This window comes from Parasynechococcus sp., assembly GCF_042954325.1.
Lineage (GTDB): Bacteria > Cyanobacteriota > Cyanobacteriia > PCC-6307 > Cyanobiaceae > Parasynechococcus.
This window is the reverse complement of the sequence record NZ_JBGKDS010000060.1, coordinates 1-14,306: the sequence shown is the minus strand read 5'-3', so window position 1 is coordinate 14,306 and position 14,306 is coordinate 1. Positions and strand designations below refer to the sequence as shown.

The following is a 14,306-nucleotide window of genomic DNA, read 5'->3' as shown; positions in this document are numbered from 1 at the left end:
GGTAGGCCGCGCGGATGATCTCTGCTTTTTCTGCTCCGGAGAGGCCCGGTCGCATTTCAAAACGCTGACTGCCTTCAGCGGCCAGGGCATAGATGGCGGGAAGCTGGAGGCCTTGTTGAACGCTGCTGCCCTGACGTTGCTTCGTGCTGGGGGTGGCGACCGCCAGTTCCTTGAGGAGAACGTTGAAGCAGTCGATCGTCATCTGACGTGCGTCTGGCCGATCGTTCAACAGCTGAGCGCAGGCGGCACGCATTTCCTGCAGGGCCACGTTGGTGGCGGCCAGGGAGCAGTTGGTCTCCAGGACATCGCGGAGTCCACGGGTGTTCACCGACAGGATGCTGGGGTCACCAGCCACCAGGGCGTAGCCCACATAACGGAGGAACCAGCCCATATCGCGCACGGATTTGCGCATGAAAGCCGGGCCGTATTTGGCCACGCTGATCGGGTTAAAACCGGTGGGGAGCACCACCCGGACATCGGCATCGCCGCCGGCGCCTTCAAAGAGACGTGTGAAGACGTTGCCGCGTTTGGTGCTGTCGCTGGCACCGGTGAAGGTCCGAACCGAGGCTTCAAACGCAGCCTGGTCAGCCGCCAGAGGCGTTCCATCGGCATTACGCCCCACCTCTCCGGTGGTCAGCGGTGCTTCCAGGAAGGACAGCGGGGTGCCACCAACAAAGATGCGGTTGGCGGCGCGGGCGACGATCGATTCGGCGTTGGCCGCGATCACACGGGAGGCTTCGATGCGTTCCTGACCGCTGCGGAAGAACGTCACCAGGGAATCGAGCTCCCCCCCATCGGGGAAGCGGTCCTGCTGTTCTGCCTGACGGACGCTCGAAAGCGGCAGGGTGTCGTACAGCTGGGGGGAAACCCGCGGGCTGCCGCTGCTGGCGGTCACGGTCATGTACGGAAGCAAGCCGGATCGAGCCACGTTACGGGTGTCTGGCGATCGCTCAGGAGCCCCATGAACAAATGTTTGCAGGGGAGTCATCTGTCGGCAGCAAGACGGCCTGATGCATGAAATGCTCGCGGTCCGCACTTCCCTGATTTCCATGGTCGATGTCCGCCCCAGCGATGCCGCGACACCTGTGGTGAGCGCCTTTTACGACCGCTTCCCCTTTCCCGGCGATCCGCTGCAGGACGGACCACCGCCGGGATACAACTGGCGCTGGTGCCATCGCAGTGTTCTGGCGGCCGTCCATGGTTGTTGTCCGGCCGGTGCCGAGCAGCCTCGGATCCTTGACGCAGGCTGCGGCACCGGTGTCAGCACCGATTACCTCTGCCATCTCAACCCTGGTGCCGATGTGGTGGCGGTGGACATCAGCGATGGAGCCCTCTCGGTGGCCCGAGAGCGTCTGCAGCGCTCGGGTGCTGCAGACCAGGTGAGATCGCTGCGTCAGGAACGTCGCAGCTTGCTGGATCTCGGCGAGGAACAACCTTTCGACTACATCAATTCCGTTGGGGTGCTGCACCATCTCGATCAACCGGAGGCCGGGCTGCACTCATTGGCTGGAGCGCTGGCCCCCCAAGGTTTGCTGCATCTATTTCTATATGCCGATGCAGGTCGCTGGGAAATCCATCGGACGCAGCGCGCGTTGACATTGCTCGAGGTCGGCACCGAGGCCGATGGCTTGCGGCTGGGCCGGCAGTTGTTCGAAACCCTTCCTGAGAGCAACCGGCTCCGTCGACATCACGAGCAGCGCTGGGCAGTGGATTGTGCGCCGGATGCCAACTTCGCTGACATGTATCTGCATCCGCAGGAAACCAGCTACAACCTTGAGCGGTTGCTCGCGTTTGCCGCATCGGCGGGGTTGCAGTTCGCTGGCTTCTCCAATCCGGAGGTCTGGGATCCGGCTCGTTTGCTGACGGGCGAGTTGTTGGAGCGTGCTCAGGCACTGCCCCCTCAACAACAGTGGGCTTTGGTGGAGCAGCTGGATCCAGACATCAGCCACTTCGAGTTCTTCCTGTCCAAGGCACCGTTGGAGCGGCGGGTCTGGAGTGATGCGCAGCTCGAGGCGGCAACGGGGATCCGTCAGCCCTGTCTTTGGGGTGAACCCGATCCGATTCTCGGTCGGAACATGGAGCCGCTTCAGCTCACAGCCGACGCCAAAGCCCTGTTGACGGCAGTGGTGGACACACCGATGGTTCCACTGGGTCAACTGGCACCGGCGGCCTTGATTCGGGAGCTGGTCGATCGCCAGCTGATCCTGTTGCAGGGGTAGCAGCCAAGAACGCGTGATAGATTCCGCGCGCTATTTCAGGCGCCGTTTGGAGGATTTCTACAGACTTCAACGTCGCCTGCTGTTGGCCACCGTGTTGGTGTCCCTCGTCACGGTTCCGATCGTGGCGTTCACCATCAATCTTTCGGTGGCCGGCAGTGTGCTCGTGGGTGCGTGCGCCGGACTTTTGTACGTGCGTTTACTCGCCCGCAGCGTGGCCAGGCTCAGTGACCAGTCCCGTGGACTGGGGCGCTTTCAACTCGTGGTCCCGACCTTGCTTGTGGTCGGAGCTGCCAAGTTGCCCCAGCTCGATCTGCTGCCTGCCTTCCTGGGATTTCTTCTTTACAAGCCCGCCCTGATTCTTCAGCACGTCTTTGACAGCTGAAGCTGAGCACTCCTCCCTGCACCCATGGCTTTATTGCCCTTCTCACTTCCGTTCGCAGAACTGGAAGTGGGCCACCACCTGTACTGGCAGATCGGTGATCTGTACCTCCACGGCCAGGTCTTCCTGAGCTCATGGATCCTGATCGGCATTCTGCTTGCGCTGGTGCTGGTCGGTACCCGTGGCATGAAGCGCGATCCCGTGGGCCTGCAGAACCTGCTTGAGTTCCTTTGGGACTTCATCCGCGATCTCGCCCGTGATCAAATCGGCGAGAAGTATTACCGCGACTGGCTGCCGTTCATCGGCACTCTGTTCCTGTTCATCTTCGTGAGCAACTGGGGCGGAGCTCTGATCCCTTGGAAGATCATTGAATTGCCTGAGGGTGAGCTCGGCGCGCCTACCGCCGATATCAACACCACTGTGGCGATGGCCCTGCTGGTGTCCTTGGCGTATTTCTATGCCGGTCTCAGCCGCAAAGGACTTCGCTTCTTTGAGCTGTACGTGGAGCCGACTCCGATCATGCTCCCGTTCAAGATCATCGAGGAATTCACGAAGCCTCTGTCGCTCTCTTTCCGTTTGTTCGGAAACATCCTTGCGGATGAATTGGCCGTCGGAGTTCTGGTTTACCTGGTTCCTCTGATTGTGCCCCTGCCGGTGATGCTGCTTGGCCTGTTCACCAGTGCCATTCAGGCCCTGATCTTCGCCACGTTGGCGGCCTTCTACATCGGTGAAGGTCTCCACGAGGCGCACTGATCGCGTCGATTTTTGATCGCTGGATTCCGGCGATCTGCTAAACACATCCGCGCGCAGGTCCGTACTCCGGTCGGGCCCGCTCCTTCGGGAGTGTCCCTGCGCGGGGGGAACCGATCCCCAGCCCATTCGTTCAGAGCGCTGCACAGCGCCTCCCCTTACCCCACCCAACATGGATTCCATTACCTCCGCTGCTTCCGTTGTGGCCGCTGGTCTGGCTGTCGGTCTCGCCGCCATCGGCCCTGGTATCGGTCAGGGCACCGCTTCCGGCGGCGCTGTTGAAGGCATTGCCCGCCAGCCCGAAGCTGAAGGCAAGATCCGCGGCACCCTGCTGCTCTCCCTGGCATTCATGGAATCGCTGACCATCTACGGCCTGGTGGTGGCTCTGGTGCTCCTGTTCGCCAACCCCTTCGCCGGCTGATCAGCTCGATGGGTTGAGGCCTAGGGGATCAAAGGTTCCCTGGGCCGATCAGCCATCCACTGACCACAACGTTTCGATTCCTTCCCAGCGCACCCTTCCATGACCTGGCTTCTGCTCGCTGAAGCAGGTGTTCCGGAGGGAGGTCTTTTCGACCTCGACGCCACTTTGCCGCTGATGGCGGTTCAGGTGGTTCTCCTGACCTTCCTGCTCAATGTCCTCTTCTTCCGTCCGGTCGGCAAGGTCGTGGAAGATCGAGAGGGTTACATCTCAACCAGCCGTGCTGATGCAAAGCAGAAGCTTGCACAGGTTGAACGGCTCGAAGCCGACCTTGCTGAACAGCTGAAGGGAGCTCGACAGGCTGCTCAAGCCGCCATTGTCGATGCTGAACAAGAGGTCGATCGTTTGTATCGCGAAGCCTTGGCCCAGGCGGAAGCCGAAGCCAATCGCACCAAGGAAGAGAGCCGTCGCGGAATCGAAAGCGAGCGACAGTCCGCCCGATCCCAGCTTCAGGGACAGGTGGATCAGCTCAGCAACCAGATCATTGACCGACTGCTGGCTGCCTGATCATGACCTATTTCCCATTGCTGGCATCCGAGGGTTTTGCACTCAACTTCAACCCTCTGCAAACCAATCTGATCAACCTGGCCATCGTGATCGGTGTGCTGGTTTGGTTCCTTCGCGGTTTCCTTGGCGGAATCCTTGAGCGTCGCCGTTCGGTGATTCTCCAAGACCTTCAAGACGCTGAAAATCGTCTGAAAAAGGCAACGGCTGATCTGGCCACAGCTCAGTCCGACCTTGCTGCAGCGCAGCAGAAGGCCGACAAGATCCGCACCGATGGCCAGGCCCGTGCTGCTGCGATCCGTACGGATGGCGAACAGCGCACCATTACTGCCATGGCTGCTGTGAAGCAGGGTGCTGTCGCTGATGCGGATGCAGAAGCGTCCCGCATCCAGGATGCTCTCCGCCGCGAGGCCGCTCTTGCTGCCATCGACAAGGTTTTGAGCGATCTTCCCGGCCGTCTTGACGATCAGACCCAATCCAGCCTGATCGATTCCACCATCGCCAATTTGGAGAACGCCTGATGCCTCTCCTCAATACGCTTGCTACCCCCTACGCCGAAGCTCTGCTTCAGGTCACTGAAGCGCGTAACGAGTCCTCCACCGTTGCCGAGCAGTGCAAGCAACTGCTCCAGGTTTGGGATAGTTCCGATGAGTTCCGTGGAGCCATGATCTCCCCGGTTCTTGAGCCCGATGCCAAGAAGCGCGCGCTGCAGTCCCTTCTGGGTGAGCAGGTCACGCCGTCTTTGATGAATCTGCTCAAGGTTTTGGCTGACCGCCAGCGTCTTCAGGCTTTTGATGCCGTGATGCAACGCTTCTTGGAGCTCTACCGCGAGCAACAGGGCATCACCCTGGCCCATGTGCGTTCCGCTCAGGCTCTGTCCGAGGCCCAGCAGGCGGCCCTCTCCAAAAAGGTGCAGGCCATGGCCGGCACCGACAAGGTCGACATCGACCTCAGCGTTGATGCTTCGCTGATCGGCGGTTTCGTTGTCAGTCTCGGCTCACAGGTGATCGACGCCAGCCTGGCTGGTCAGGTCCGTCGTCTCGGACTGGCTCTCGCCAAGGCGAGCTGACTCCTCCCTAATTCCTCCACCGCTCAACCTTCCACTTTTCCCCGCTGGGATCACACGCCATGGTTTCCATCCGTCCCGACGAGATCAGCGCCATCCTCAAACAGCAGATTGAGGATTACGACAAGTCCGTCTCGGTCAGCAATGTCGGCACCGTCCTGCAGGTGGGCGACGGCATCGCCCGCGTTTATGGCCTGCAGCAGGCCATGGCCGGTGAACTTCTTGAATTCGAAGATGGCACCGAAGGCATCGCCCTGAACCTCGAAGACGACAACGTCGGCGCGGTGCTGATGGGTGAAGGTCTTGGTATTCAGGAAGGCAGCACCGTCAAAGCCACCGGCAAAATTGCTGCTGTCCCCGTCGGTCAGGCCATGCTCGGCCGCGTGGTCAACTCCCTGGGTCGTCCGATCGACGGCAAGGGTGATATCGCCACCACCGAAACGCGTCTGATCGAGTCGATGGCGCCTGGAATCATCCAGCGCAAGTCGGTGCACGAGCCCATGCAAACGGGCATCACCGCCATCGACGCGATGATCCCCGTCGGTCGCGGTCAGCGCGAGCTGATCATTGGTGACCGTCAGACCGGTAAGACCGCGATCGCGATCGACACGATCCTGAACCAAGCGGATCAGGACATGATCTGCGTCTACGTGGCGGTGGGCCAGAAGGCGGCCTCCGTTGCCAACGTGGTGGAAGTGCTCCGCGAGCGCGGTGCCCTTGATTACTCCGTGATCGTTGCTGCCAACGCATCCGAGCCCGCTGCTCTGCAGTACCTGGCTCCTTACACCGGTGCGTCGATCGCCGAGTACTTCATGTACCAGGGCAAAGCCACCCTGGTCATCTATGACGACCTGTCCAAGCAGGCTGCGGCTTACCGCCAGATGTCCCTGCTGCTCCGTCGTCCGCCCGGTCGTGAGGCTTACCCCGGCGACGTGTTCTATTGCCACAGCCGTCTGCTTGAGCGTGCCGCCAAGCTGTCCGATGCCATGGGCAAAGGCTCAATGACCGCTCTGCCGATCATTGAGACCCAGGCCGGTGACGTGTCGGCTTACATCCCGACCAACGTGATTTCGATCACCGATGGTCAGATCTTCCTCAGCTCCGACCTGTTCAACTCCGGTCTGCGCCCCGCCATCAACGTCGGCATCTCCGTGAGCCGTGTGGGTGGTGCCGCTCAGACCAAGGCCATCAAGAAGATCGCCGGTACCCTCAAGCTCGAACTGGCTCAGTTCGACGAGCTGGCAGCGTTCTCCCAGTTCGCTTCTGATCTGGATGCGGCAACCCAGCAGCAGCTGGAGCGCGGCAAGCGCCTGCGTGAGCTGCTCAAGCAGTCCCAGTTCAGCCCATTGATCCTGGCTGAGCAGGTCGCCATCGTGTACGCCGGCGTCAAGGGTCTGATTGACGCCGTTCCCGTTGATCAGGTTGTGAACTTCTCCCGCGAACTGCGTGAGTACCTGAAGTCCAACAAGCCTCAGTTCATCTCCGAAATTCAGGAGAAGAAGGTGCTGAGCCCCGAAGCTGAAGCCATCCTCAAGGAGGCCATCAGCGAGGTTGTGTCCACCATGGTCGCTTCGGCGAACTGAGGGAGCAGCCGATATGGCAAATCTCAAAGAGATTCGAGACCGAATTAAATCGGTCAAGAACACCCGCAAGATCACCGAGGCCATGCGCCTCGTGGCTGCGGCCAAGGTTCGTCGCGCTCAGGAGCAGGTGCTCCGCAGTCGTCCGTTCGCGGATCGTCTCGCACGGGTTCTGGAAAATCTCCAGTCCCGCATGCGCTTCGAAGATGCTTCCGCTCCCCTGATGGAGCAGCGCAATGTTGAAACCATCACCCTCGTTGCCGTCACAGGTGACCGTGGTCTCTGTGGTGGATACAACGCCAACATCATTAAGCGCACCGAGCAGCGTTTTGCCGAACTCAAGGGCAAGGGCTACGACGTGAAGCTGGTGCTGATCGGTTCCAAGGCCATCAGTTATTTCACCAACCGCAGTTACCCCATCCAGGCCACCTTCACGGGTCTGGAGCAGGTTCCGACGGCGGATGAAGCCAACACCATCGCTTCTGATGTTCTCGCTGAGTTCATCGCTGAAGGCACTGATCGTGTCGAGTTGGTGTTCACCAAGTTCATCAACCTGGTGAGCTGCAAGCCTGTTCTGCAGACGCTGCTGCCCCTCGATCCCCAGGACATCGCCGATCCCGATGATGAGATTTTCCGTCTCACCACCAAGGACGGCCGTCTGACGGTTGAGCCCGGTGCTGGCCCCGCCAACACCGAGCCCAAGATTCCTTCAGACATCGTTTTTGAACAGAGCCCTGAGCAATTGCTGAACGCTTTGCTTCCTCTGTATTTGCAGAACCAGCTGCTGCGCTCCCTCCAGGAATCTGCAGCATCCGAGCTGGCCAGCCGGATGACGGCCATGAACAACGCCAGTGACAACGCCAAGGAACTCGCCAAGACGTTGACTCTGGATTACAACAAGGCCCGTCAGGCCGCGATTACGCAGGAGATTCTTGAGGTTGTCGGTGGCTCAGCCGCCGCTGGCGCTTGATTGTGTCTCTGTGATCTTGAAGCCGGTCCTGCGGGACCGGCTTTTTTTGTGCCGTGTTTACGGTTGAGCGAAGGGCTTTGCGGGTGTCGGCGTGTTTCAGCTTCATCAGCTCTTTCCCACCGTGGTGGCAACCACTCAACTTCCCCTCGACCCCTTGCAGCAGGCGTCCTGCATGCAGGCCCTGTTAGAGCTTCGCGGTGAGGCCGAGGGCAACCCCAGCGAGGGGTGTGCCTGGACGGGTGACCTCCATGGGGTCTGGCAGTTGCATCGACAGGAGCCCTTCACGGCCTTGGCTCAACAGGTGGCGGATCGGGCATGGAGCTATCTCGATTCGATTGGGTTTGCCCGCAGCCAAGTGGCCCTGCATCTGCAGCGTTGTTGGCCCGTGATCAGCGATTGGGATCAAGCGGTTGGACGGCACCATCACCCCAATGCCCATCTCAGCGCTGTGCTTTATCTCACGGGCAGCGGCTCCGGTGAGGAGGGCGTGTTGCGTCTGCATGCCTCCCATCAACCCAATGAGTTGGTGGCGGGTTTGGCGGTGGGTTACGGCGGTCCAATCTCTGAAGGCCACCCGTTGAACCAGTCCCACTGGGATCTGGCCCCACGACCGGGTTTGCTCGTGCTGTTTCCTTCGAGCCTTCAGCACAGCGTCTTGCCGAATGACGACCCAGATGCGCTGCGCTGCTCCATCAGTTTTGATTTCGTGCTCACAGCTCCGGAGCAGGGTGGCTCTCCGGAGTACCTGGCGCCCCACCCCCGCCATTGGAGCGCGCTGGAGGAGCCCATTGCCTGAGAGAATGCGGCCTCTTTCCTGTTGAGCCCGGCATGTCCGACGTGGCTACCTACACAGTCCGCGCCGAGATCGAAGGCGAAATCCACAGCTTCCCCTGCCGTGCCGACCAGACGGTGCTGAATGCTGCTGAGGCCGCTGGCGTCACCCTTCCCAGCTCCTGCTGCTCCGGGGTCTGTACCACCTGTGCTGCGCTGATCACCGAGGGCAGCGTTGAGCAGCCCGATGCCATGGGCGTGAAAGGCGAGCTGCAGGAGCAGGGCTACAGCCTGTTGTGTGTGGCGTTCCCGCGCGCTGATCTCACCCTCAAGGCGGGTCAAGAGGATGCGCTCTACGAAGCCCAGTTCGGTCAGTACCAGAAGTGAGGCTCGCCAGCCTGCAACGCCAATTGCTCTGGCCCGCTGATGTGCCGCTGGTTGAGTTGCGCAGCTGGATTCGTCAGCAGCTGGCGATCGAGGGCGATGTGCTGCGTTGGGCCGTCACCGCGGTGAGCGCCACCTCCGATGGTGATCGAACCATTCAAGTGGAGGCGGTGATCAGCGCATGAGCTCGGCACCGATGCCAACGCTGATGCTGGTGCCCACGGGCATCGGTTGTGACATCGGAGGGTATGCCGGTGATGCCTTGCCGTCGGCACGTCTTTTGGCTGCGGCCAGCGGCTGCCTGATCACCCACCCCAATGTGATGAATGGGGCCTCGCTCTATTGGAGCGATTCCCGGGTGCACTATGTCGAGGGTTACGGCATCGATCGGTTTGCCGTGGGGGAGTGGGCCCTGCGACCGGTGAGGCGGCAGCGCATTGGGCTGTTGTTGGATGCCGGGATCGAGCCCGAGCTGGCCCAGCGCCAGATTCAGGTGGCTGAGGGCTGTCGCGCCAGCTTGGGCTTGGACATCGGGCCCGTGATTGCAACGGACACGCCGCTTGAGGTGACGCTCGAGTGCGGTGCCAGTGGCGCCAGTTGGGGGCGGTTGGGGTGCCCCGATGCCTTGCTCCGGGCTGGCGAACGACTGAAACAGGCGGGGGCGACAGCGATCGCTGTGGTGGCACGTTTCCCGGAGGATCCCGACAGTGAGGAGTTGGCGGCCTATCGCCAAGGCAGTGGCGTGGATGCTCTGGCCGGTGCTGAAGCGGTGATCAGCCACTTGCTGGTGAAGCACCTGCAGATCCCCTGTGCCCATGCGCCAGCTTTGGACCCATTGCCCCTGGATCCTCAACTTGATCCGAGGGCGGCGGGGGAAGAGCTCGGCTACACCTTCCTGGCCTGCGTGCTGGTGGGGTTGAGCCGGGCCCCAGCTCTGGTGACCGATGGGCCTCACACGACCGGAGATCTCAGCATCGAACAGTTGGGGGCCGTCGTGGTTCCCGATGGAGCCTTGGGGGGGGAAGCGGTGTTGGCTTGTCTGGAACGGAATCTTCCGCTGATCACGGTGGAGAACCCATCGGTGTTGTCGGTCACGGCCGAAGGGCTGGGGCTTGGCGGGACTGTGCTGCAAGCGCGCAGCTATACCGAAGCGGCCGGTTTTGTTTTGGCGTTGCGGGAAGGCTTGAGTCCGGTTGCGTTGAGACGCCCACTGCCGCTGTTGCAACGGTTGGATTGATGCCTGGCGGTTTTGGCGGAGCACTGGACCAGAGCCCTTGCCCCTGCGGCGGCGGTGCCTACAGCCGCTGTTGCGGCCCGCTGCACCGCGGTGAGCAGAGGGCGATGTCCGCGGAACAGTTGATGCGTTCCAGGTATTCCGCCTTTGCGCGTGGGGAGATCGACTATCTCATGGCCACCCATCCCGAGCCGGAGCTTTCAGCGCAGCAGCGGCGCCGTGCCCTGGAGCGGAGCTGTCGCCAGACCCGTTGGCTCGGCTTGACCGTGCTCGCTGTCAGTGACGGCGGTCCGAATGATCTCGAGGGAACGGTGCAGTTTGAGGCCCGCTACCGCGGTGGGGTGCTGAAGGAAACATCGCTGTTTCAGCGTCGTGGTGGCGCGGCCGATGGCCCCTGGCTTTACGTGGGTGCGCTCAAGCTGGAGGGCTAACGCAGGCAGGCCATCGGATGGCGTGGCGGCAGGCCCAGGGCTTTGGCGACACCGGGGTGGCAGACCGATCCCCGCACGGTGTTGAGTCCTGACAACAGTTCCGGTCGCTCGGTGACAGCCTCTTCGAGGCCGCGACCTCCAATGCCCACGATGTAAGGCAGGGTCACACTGACCAGCGCTTCGGTGGATGTGAACGGAACGGCGCCCGGCATGTTGCCCACGGCGTAATGCTGAACGCCGTGGATGCTCACGGTGGGATCGGTGTGGGTGGTTTCCCTGCTGGTGGCGATACATCCCCCCTGATCAATCGCCACATCCACAATCACCGACCCGGGCCGCATCTGTTGCACCATCGCCTCATCCACCAAGGTTGGGGCCCGGCCGCCGGGTGTGAGCACGGCACCGATCACGAGATCCGCTGTGGGGATCAGTCGTTCCAGCAGGCCATGGCTGCTCACCACACTCATTAAGCGGCCGCGTCGGTCGGCCTCGAGCGTGCGCAGTTTCTGGGGGGAACGGTCGAGCAACAGCACTTCTGCATCCATGGCGGCTGCGATCCGCGCCGCATTCCAGCCGACCATGCCGGCCCCAAGCACCACGACCCGCGCGGGCTGGACGCCGGTGCATCCCCCCATGAGGATCCCGCGGCCACCGTGGGGGCGCTCCAACAGGTGGGCACCGACCTGGGCCGCGATCCGTCCGGCGATTTCACTCATCGGTGCCAGCAGGGGCAGGCTTCCGTTTTCGAGTTGAACGGTTTCGTAGGCGATCGCAGTGGTTCCTGCCTCAAGCAGGGCCTCACCCACTTGCGGATAGGCCGCCAGGTGTAGGTAGGTGAACAGCACCATGTCGTCCCGCAGGAAGTGGAACTCGTCCTTCTGGGGTTCCTTGACTTTGACCACGAGATGGGCGGCCCAGGCCTCTTCGCGGCTGACCACAGCCGCTCCGGCGGCGGCAAAGGCGTCATCACTGATGCCAGCACCGCTGCCGGCACCGCTTTCAACGCGGACCTCAAGCCCACGGCTGATCAGTTCTCGCGCGGCATCGGGCGTCAACGCCACCCGTTGTTCGTCCGCCTTGATTTCCCGTGGGATGCCGACACTTGCCATCGGAGCACTCAGCACTGAGGCAGCCATGGCCAACAGTCCTCAAGCAGGGGGATGGTTCCAATGTGGCCACGATGGCGATGATTGGCCAGATCCTGTTGCAGGCTGCTGTTTAGCTCGAGGCAATCGGGAGTCGCCAACCACTGCCGAAGGCCTGCGGACTCACCTTGAGCAGCGGAGCCGCCTGTCGACGTTTGAATTCGGCACGTTTCAGCAAGCCGGCGATGCGCTGCACCAGCACCGGGTCGGCGCCATCGGCGATCAGGGTGGATTCACTGACGCGATCTTCGATCATGCGTCGCAACAGGCCATCCAGCAGTGGGTAATCGGGCAGGGAGTCGCTGTCCTTTTGATCTGGGCGGAGTTCGGCACTCGGCGGTTTGAGTCGAATCTCTTCCCCGATCAGATCGCCTTGGTGAGGGAGATCAAAGCTGGCTCGGCAGGCTGAAGCCTGTGCACTGTCAATCCAGTCACAGAGGGCGAACACACTGGTTTTGTAGAGGTCGCCGATGACGGCCAAGCCTCCGTTCATGTCGCCGTACAACGTGCAGTAGCCCACGGCCAATTCCGATTTGTTGCCGGTGGTCAACAGCAGTTGCCCCTGCTGGTTGGCCACGGCCATCAGCAGGGTGCCGCGGATGCGGGACTGCAGGTTTTCAGCGGTGACGCCACTGGGTGCTCCGCCCAGGGCGGGTTCGAGGGCTGGATCAAAGGCCTCCATCACCCCCTGGATTGGCAGGGTGCTGGTGGTTAGGCCCAAGCGGGTTGCCAGCGCTTCCGCGTCATCGATCGACCCCTGGGAACTCCAGGGTGATGGCATCAGCAGCGCGGAGATGTTCTCGGCACCGAGGGCCGCGGCGGCGATCACCGCCACCAGGGCTGAGTCGATTCCGCCGCTCAAACCCAGCAAGGCCCGCTGGAATCCACATTTGCGGGTGTAATCGCGAACGCCGAGCACCAGCACGCGGAACAGCAGCTCGAGGGGGTCGCTGTTGTCGGCCGGGCTGAGCTGGCTGGCCGAGGTGCTCGCTGAGCCGTCGTTCAACCTGTCGCTCAACGTCCAGGTTTGGAGGTCTTCGCCGCAGGACTGCAGTTGCAACTGTTTGCTGCCCCGGGCGTCCACCACAAAGCTGGCTCCATCGAAGACCAGTTCATCGTTTCCGCCGACTTGGTTGAGATAAACCACCGGGCAGCCCAGACGCTGGGCGGCCTGTGCGGCCAGGGCATCGCGCAGGGCTGGTTTGTCGGCACTGAATGGAGAGGCCGCCAGGTTGATCATCAGATCCGGCTGTTCGGCGATCAGGGCCGCCACCGGATCGGGCCCAGCCAGGCGTCCCCCTTGCAGGCTTGGATCAACCCAGAGGTCTTCGCAGATGGTCAGGCCAATGCGCACTCCGTTGGGAAGGCTCAGCAGGCAGGGCTCGTCTCCGGGGCGGAAGTAGCGGCGTTCATCAAAAACGTCGTAGCTGGGCAGCAGCTGTTTGCGGGCCACAGGCCGCCATCCCGTTGCCTCCACCAGCACGACGGCGTTGTAAAGGGCTGGTCGAAAACCATCACCCGTGGGCTCCACCGCTCCGATCAGGATGGAGAGGTGGAGCTGTTCGCGGGCCAGGGCTTGGCAGAGCCCATCGAGGATGGCTCCTTGTTGCTCCACCCTCTCCTGTTGCAGCAGCAGATCCCGTGGCGGGTAGCCCCAGAGCGAGAGCTCAGGGGTGATCAATAGATCGGCGTGATTCCGGTTGGCCTGACGGGCGGCTTCGAGGATGGATTGGCCGTTGCCAGCCAGGTCTCCCACCAGGGTGTTGAGCTGTGCGAGAGCAAGGCGCATCAGCAGACCGAGCCAGAGAGTCCGTAGAGATTGTGCTTCAACAACAGCGGCCAAACGCTGGTGGGGATGTCCTCCGCCAAAGGGGCCTGGCGGATGGTGGAGCTGGCACTGGCCGGAATGCTCAGGTCCAATGGCATCACATGCCCTCCCAAGGCGGTGAGTGTCTCGATGCTGGCCGCCTCCAGTGGCCAGCCCTCCCTGGGGGCGATGGCCAAGGTGCAGCGCTGCAGGATTTGATCGGCCTGTTTCCAGCGCGGGATTTGTCCGGCCAGGTCACTGCCGACGACAAAGATCAGACGGTGGTCCGGCCAGCGGGCGGCGGCCCTCTCCAGGGTGGTCACGGCCCAGGGACTACTCAGACCTTGTTCGAGGCTGAGCTCCGGACGCTGGATCTCATCCACCAGTGCTTGGAGCAGTTGGGTTCGGATGTTGAGAGGAGCGGCATGCTGCTTGAGCGGGTTGTCGCTGGCCCAGGTGGCCACACGCGGGAAGTTTGCACACAGGCTTTGCAGCAGCACCTGGTGCCCCTGGCTGGGTGGATCAGCGCTGGTTCCCAGCAAGGCCACTGCGGGAGCGTTGTGCTTCATGGCAGGAACGGCTGCAGGT

Annotated in this window: 17 protein-coding genes and 1 pseudogene; 14 read left to right on the top strand and 4 right to left on the bottom strand. The window is 62.0% G+C overall.

The features are described from left to right. A pseudogene (locus ACGVKB_RS08300) lies at nt 1–901 on the bottom strand (cell wall anchor protein); the annotation flags it as partial. Between the two features lie 148 nt (nt 902–1,049). On the opposite strand from ACGVKB_RS08300, the gene ACGVKB_RS08295 reads away from it, so the two are divergent. The 14 genes from ACGVKB_RS08295 (at nt 1,050) to ACGVKB_RS08230 (ending at nt 10,766) form a co-directional block, all read left to right on the top strand. Continuing rightward, the gene (locus ACGVKB_RS08295; RefSeq protein WP_392351004.1) at nt 1,050–2,219 is read left to right on the top strand and encodes a class I SAM-dependent methyltransferase; all 1,170 of its coding nucleotides are present in this window, start codon (nt 1,050–1,052) and stop codon (nt 2,217–2,219) included. Between the two features lie 46 nt (nt 2,220–2,265). Next, nucleotides 2,266–2,601 (top strand): hypothetical protein, encoded by a 336-nt coding sequence (locus ACGVKB_RS08290; protein ID WP_392351007.1) that lies wholly within the window; start codon nt 2,266–2,268, stop codon nt 2,599–2,601. 24 nt (nt 2,602–2,625) lie between these two features. Beyond that, a complete protein-coding gene (gene atpB / locus ACGVKB_RS08285) occupies nt 2,626–3,351 on the top strand; it encodes a F0F1 ATP synthase subunit A (RefSeq protein ID WP_392351002.1) in 726 nt (241 codons plus the stop codon). A gap of 169 nt (nt 3,352–3,520) precedes the next feature. After that, a complete protein-coding gene (atpE, locus tag ACGVKB_RS08280; RefSeq protein WP_006851467.1) occupies nt 3,521–3,769 on the top strand; it encodes an ATP synthase F0 subunit C in 249 nt (82 codons plus the stop codon). A gap of 99 nt (nt 3,770–3,868) precedes the next feature. Then, entirely contained in the window at nt 3,869–4,333 is a 465-nt protein-coding gene (locus tag ACGVKB_RS08275; RefSeq protein WP_392351000.1) for a F0F1 ATP synthase subunit B', read from the top strand. Nucleotides 4,334–4,335: 2 nt separating this feature from the next. Beyond that, a complete protein-coding gene (locus tag ACGVKB_RS08270; RefSeq protein ID WP_392350998.1) occupies nt 4,336–4,851 on the top strand; it encodes a F0F1 ATP synthase subunit B in 516 nt (171 codons plus the stop codon). Continuing rightward, nucleotides 4,851–5,399, top strand: coding sequence for an ATP synthase F1 subunit delta (atpH, locus tag ACGVKB_RS08265; RefSeq protein ID WP_392350996.1), 549 nt, complete (start codon nt 4,851–4,853; stop codon nt 5,397–5,399). Before ACGVKB_RS08270 ends, atpH begins: the two co-directional genes overlap by 1 nt. A 59-nt stretch (nt 5,400–5,458) precedes the next feature. Continuing rightward, nucleotides 5,459–6,979 carry a F0F1 ATP synthase subunit alpha gene (gene atpA, locus ACGVKB_RS08260; protein ID WP_392350994.1) on the top strand — a complete coding sequence of 507 codons (1,521 nt, stop codon included), beginning with the start codon at nt 5,459–5,461 and terminating at the stop codon, nt 6,977–6,979. 13 nt (nt 6,980–6,992) lie between these two features. Continuing rightward, the gene (locus tag ACGVKB_RS08255; protein ID WP_392350992.1) at nt 6,993–7,946 is read left to right on the top strand and encodes a F0F1 ATP synthase subunit gamma; all 954 of its coding nucleotides are present in this window, start codon (nt 6,993–6,995) and stop codon (nt 7,944–7,946) included. Nucleotides 7,947–8,067: 121 nt separating this feature from the next. Next, complete coding sequence (locus ACGVKB_RS08250) at nt 8,068–8,742, top strand: putative 2OG-Fe(II) oxygenase (RefSeq protein WP_392350990.1); 675 nt, start codon at nt 8,068–8,070, stop codon at nt 8,740–8,742. Nucleotides 8,743–8,774: 32 nt separating this feature from the next. Further along, complete coding sequence (locus ACGVKB_RS08245) at nt 8,775–9,104, top strand: 2Fe-2S iron-sulfur cluster-binding protein (RefSeq protein ID WP_392350988.1); 330 nt, start codon at nt 8,775–8,777, stop codon at nt 9,102–9,104. Then, the gene (locus ACGVKB_RS08240) at nt 9,101–9,286 is read left to right on the top strand and encodes a hypothetical protein (RefSeq protein WP_392350986.1); all 186 of its coding nucleotides are present in this window, start codon (nt 9,101–9,103) and stop codon (nt 9,284–9,286) included. The genes ACGVKB_RS08245 and ACGVKB_RS08240 overlap by 4 nt, the downstream gene beginning before the upstream one ends. Beyond that, the gene (locus ACGVKB_RS08235) at nt 9,283–10,338 is read left to right on the top strand and encodes a DUF3326 domain-containing protein (RefSeq protein ID WP_392350984.1); all 1,056 of its coding nucleotides are present in this window, start codon (nt 9,283–9,285) and stop codon (nt 10,336–10,338) included. The genes ACGVKB_RS08240 and ACGVKB_RS08235 overlap by 4 nt, the downstream gene beginning before the upstream one ends. Further along, complete coding sequence (locus ACGVKB_RS08230) at nt 10,338–10,766, top strand: YchJ family protein (RefSeq protein WP_392350982.1); 429 nt, start codon at nt 10,338–10,340, stop codon at nt 10,764–10,766. Before ACGVKB_RS08235 ends, ACGVKB_RS08230 begins: the two co-directional genes overlap by 1 nt. Here the strand turns inward: ACGVKB_RS08230 and ald are convergent. The 3 genes from ald to ACGVKB_RS08215 form a co-directional block, all read right to left on the bottom strand. Further along, on the bottom strand, nt 10,763–11,902 hold the full coding sequence (gene ald, locus ACGVKB_RS08225) for an alanine dehydrogenase (RefSeq protein ID WP_392350980.1): 1,140 nt from the start codon (nt 11,900–11,902) through the stop codon (nt 10,763–10,765). The genes ACGVKB_RS08230 and ald overlap by 4 nt on opposite strands. 82 nt (nt 11,903–11,984) lie before the next feature. Continuing rightward, nucleotides 11,985–13,700 (bottom strand): NAD+ synthase, encoded by a 1,716-nt coding sequence (locus tag ACGVKB_RS08220; RefSeq protein WP_392350978.1) that lies wholly within the window; start codon nt 13,698–13,700, stop codon nt 11,985–11,987. Continuing rightward, nucleotides 13,700–14,287 (bottom strand): nicotinate-nucleotide adenylyltransferase, encoded by a 588-nt coding sequence (locus ACGVKB_RS08215; RefSeq protein ID WP_392351005.1) that lies wholly within the window; start codon nt 14,285–14,287, stop codon nt 13,700–13,702. The genes ACGVKB_RS08220 and ACGVKB_RS08215 overlap by 1 nt, the downstream gene beginning before the upstream one ends. Nucleotides 14,288–14,306 lie beyond the last annotated feature (19 nt).